The organism is Bifidobacterium sp., assembly GCF_051876855.1.
Lineage (GTDB): Bacteria > Actinomycetota > Actinomycetes > Actinomycetales > Bifidobacteriaceae > Bifidobacterium.
This window is the reverse complement of the sequence record NZ_JBJEIH010000053.1, coordinates 1-3,838: the sequence shown is the minus strand read 5'-3', so window position 1 is coordinate 3,838 and position 3,838 is coordinate 1. Positions and strand designations below refer to the sequence as shown.

Below are 3,838 nucleotides of genomic sequence, written 5' to 3'. Positions count from 1 at the left end.
CGGCGAGATAACACGGGAATCGACAGGGAAGGCGGCGGTACCGGGCAGCTGTGCGACCGGGGAGTCGCACGGCGGCGGAGTTACCCGAGCGCCGAGCACCGAGCGCCGAGCCACTCCCCCCGGCCGCTACTCCTCGTCGAGCCGGCGGCGCATCGCATCCGCGTCGCAGTTCAGCGGCGGCCAGCTCAGTCCCATATCCCGCAGCGACGTGCGCAGCAGCTCGCTGACGACCGCCCTCGAATACCAGCGGTTGTCCGCGGGGACCAGATACCACGGCGCCTCCGGGGTGCTGGTCTTCTCGAACACCTCCTGCCATGCGGCCATGTAGTCATCCCACCGGGCGCGCGCGTCCAAATCGCTCACATCGAACTTCCAGTGCTTGGTCGGATCGCTCAGACGCGTAAGGAAATGCTCCTTTTGCTTGTCTTTGGTGATTACGAGGAAGATCTTGATGACCGTGCAGCCACTGTCCACGAGCTCATGCTCGAATTCGTTGACCTGGTCGTACCGTGCGCGCCACACGTCCTCGGGGAACGTGCCGTAGATATGCGGCATGACGATATCCTCGTAATGGGACCGGTCGAACAGCGAAATCCAGCCGGGTTTCGGCAGTTCGCGGCGGACCCGCCACAGATAGTCATGCGCCTGCTCTTCTTTCGTCGGAGCACCGAAGCCGTGGTAATGGATGCCCATCGGGTCGGTCTGGCTAAACACATGCCGTACGATGCCGCCCTTGCCGGAGGCATCCATGCCCTGCAGCACAATGAGCATGCGCCTCGGGGACCCTTTCGTCCCGTTCGCGTACAGCAGTTGCTGGTATCTCGCGATTTCACCGGAGCTGATGGCGATGAAACGTTCACCCTGCGCCTTGTTGCCGGGGAAGCCGGGAGTGGAACCGCCATCGACGTCCGTCAGCTGGTCTCCCGGGTGGAATCGCAACAATTGTGCCGGAGGCTCGTCCCACACCGAACTGAGCAGCCTTGACGACGCGTCGGCGCGTTCCAGACGATGCTCGATATCGTCATCATGCCGTTTTTCAAGGATTTCCATGCCATGTTCGGCTTTGCGCAACGCCTTGCCGATCTGCTTGGGTTCAGTTTTCTTCTTGTCTTTGTGGTCGTTCTTGTTGGCGTGCCCATCCGCGTGTGGTGTCGAGTCTGTCATCGTATGCCTCCTGATACGTGCGGAAGCAGGCCTGCCGACAATCTGCCGCGCTTATCCGCGAGGCTTGCCAAGCCCTTCGATGACACGCACACCCGGCAGGTATGCGAACAGTGCGCCGTTGACGACCAGTTTCGAGGGGCGTATGCCGCTTCCAATGAACAGTGTAGGCGTTTCCAGGATGCGCGCGTCGACCAACACAGGCCATTCTGCCGGCAAACCGATCGGCGACATGCCTCCGGACTCCATACCGGTGGCGGCTGTGGCATCGGCCACCGGAGCGAATGAAACCTTGCTGACCTGCAACGTGTGCTTGACCAGACCGTTGAGATCGGCCCGCGCATCGCCGTTGACCAGCGCCGCGGCGAATTGCGGGGGCGCTTTGCGCGTTTTATGTGTGTGGACGATGACGACATTGCCCGCCTGCGCGAGGTCGAGTCCGTGTCGCGGGCAGAAGATATCCGTATCCGATTCCTCGTCGAGGTTCTCGCTGACACCGAGGATCTGGGCCGGGTCGATGATGCCTTCCGAAGTGAACCGTGTCAGCGCGTCCAGCACAGGCTGGGCGAGCAGCTTGCTGCCATGCCAGTCGTGGAGTTCCAGATCGCCGGTCGTCGTCGTAAAATCCGCCATCGAATCCTCGCTTTCGTGTCCGCGCCCCGATGTAGGGCGATTGTGGTTGAGCTTAGCGCCGGAATATGTGGGGAAACGCCCGCCGAGACTTGCATCGTATACGTGTTGGTTATGGCCGGTGTTCGTGCCCGGGAAATCTGCGGTTTCAGTACATCGCGCCGCGAGCGCGACCTTGGGAACTTTATCTTTGCGTGGCGCACGAACGACATCGGCCCGGTTGACATGGGATTCCAGTCAACCGGGCCGATGCTGTTGTGCCAGCACAGCGTGTGCCGGGGTCTTACCCCGCGTCAGTCCGCGCTTGGTGCGGGATGCTGCCCCTTGCCATCGGGGTTTTCACCGCCAGAACGCTTTTTGCGCGCGCCGGGGACGCCAGGAAGCGGGACCTCAAGACGGTGGCGTTCGGGGGCATCCGGGTGCTTCTCGTCGTAGCCCTGCATGTACCGGGTCTTCTGCCATTCGTGGATTGACGCGTTCGACCCGCGGTGATGCTCATGATAGGTGCGAGGCGCACCGCCGCGCGGCAGTTCGCCCGATTCCTTCGCCACCGCGATCTGGTTGACATTGGACGGGTCCATAATCGCAATCGGAGCGACCACTTCCGGTTCGGCGGGGGCCGCTGTATGGCGCTGCATGCGCGAAGGCAGCCATTCGGCGAGCCGGGACAACAGCCAGCACAGCACGAAGTAGATGACCGCGGCGACCACGAGCGTCTGCAGGATGTTGAAGTACATCGAGCCGAGACGACGCGATTCCTGGAGCAGATCCGTATACATGATGATTGAGCCGAGCGCGGTGTCCTTCAACACGACTACCAGCTGGGTGACGGCAGCGGGGAGCATCGCGTAAATCGCCTGCGGGACCTCCACCTGCATGAGGGACTGCGTGCGGGTCAGACCGAGGGCGAGCGCCGCCTCATGCTGCCCGTTCGGCAGGTTGCCCACGCCGGAGCGCACGAGTTCGGCGACCACGGAGCCGTTGTAGAGCACCAGCCCCAAAACGACCGACCAGTAGGCCGGATTTTCCATGCCCATGAAGGCGAACAGGCGCCAGAAGAAGATCATCATCATGAGCACAGGCACTGCGCGGCAGAATTCCACGATCACCGCGGAAACCCAGCGCACTGGGGCCGCCGGTAGCAGACGCCCGATGCCGAAGACGATGCCGAAGAGCACAGCGCCGATCACCGCGACGAATGCCGCCTTGACGGTCATCCACAGGCCCGGCAGATAGAAGTCGGTCCATGCTTCGACGTCGAGCGCGGGCTTCCACAGCTCCCAGGAGAGCTGGTTCTCGCCTTGCGGCGGGTTGTGCAAGCGCATCAGGATGAGCACGAGTACGAGGGCGAAGACGACGATCGCCACCGCGTTGGCGATGCGAATGCGCTTGCGTCCGCGCGGGCCGGGGGCGTCGAACAGCACCGAAGTGTTGGTGTCGTTGTTGCTTGTTGCGTTTGCCATACCGGTCACCTCCGTACCGCGAGTTTGTTGGACAGATACGTGGTCAACGCGCCGAACGGGATGATGAGGATCACGTACCCGAAAGCGAAGGTCAGGAAGATCGGCACAATCAAATCGGCGTGGTATTCAATCATCTCGCTCATCATGGTCGAGGTTTCCGTCGCCACCGATGCCGCCGCGGCGACGGTGGAGTTCTTGAGCAGCGCGATGAAAGTGTTGCCCAGCGGCGCGACCGAACCGCGGATGGCCTGCGGAAGGATAATCTGCGTGGCCGCCTGCCAGAAGTTCAGACCCAAGGCGCGCGCGGCTTCGGCCTGGCCGACCGGCACGGTGTTGATGCCCGAACGAAGCGACTCGCACACGAATGCCGCCGTGTACAGGGACAGACCGGTGATGGCCAGCCAGAAGAAGTTCGTTGCGAAGGTGGTCGAGAAACTGAGTTTGAGCTGGGCGTAAACGCCGAGCACCATGAACACCATGATGATGGTCAGCGGCATATTCTTGAACAGTTCCACATATCCGCTGGCGACCCGTCGCAGCGAGGAAATGGGCGAAATCCGCATGAGCAGCAGGATCACGCCAAG

The 3,838-nt window shown here is 62.1% G+C and carries 4 protein-coding genes; all 4 read right to left on the bottom strand.

The window, feature by feature from the left end; translation table 11 throughout:
* Positions 1–126: 126 nt before the first annotated feature.
* Positions 127–1,050 carry a PPK2 family polyphosphate kinase gene (locus ACI38B_RS04100; RefSeq protein ID WP_439729643.1) on the bottom strand — a complete coding sequence of 308 codons (924 nt, stop codon included), beginning with the start codon at positions 1,048–1,050 and terminating at the stop codon, positions 127–129.
* A 165-nt stretch (positions 1,051–1,215) separates the two neighbouring features.
* Positions 1,216–1,794, bottom strand: a complete 579-nt coding sequence (locus ACI38B_RS04095) for a YbaK/EbsC family protein (RefSeq protein ID WP_439729639.1) — start codon at positions 1,792–1,794, stop codon at positions 1,216–1,218.
* 290 nt (positions 1,795–2,084) lie between these two features.
* Positions 2,085–3,254, bottom strand: a complete 1,170-nt coding sequence (locus ACI38B_RS04090; protein ID WP_439729638.1) for an amino acid ABC transporter permease — start codon at positions 3,252–3,254, stop codon at positions 2,085–2,087.
* 5 nt (positions 3,255–3,259) lie between these two features.
* A partial coding sequence (locus tag ACI38B_RS04085) for an ABC transporter permease subunit (RefSeq protein WP_439729637.1) occupies positions 3,260–3,838 on the bottom strand: 579 nt, incomplete at its 5' end.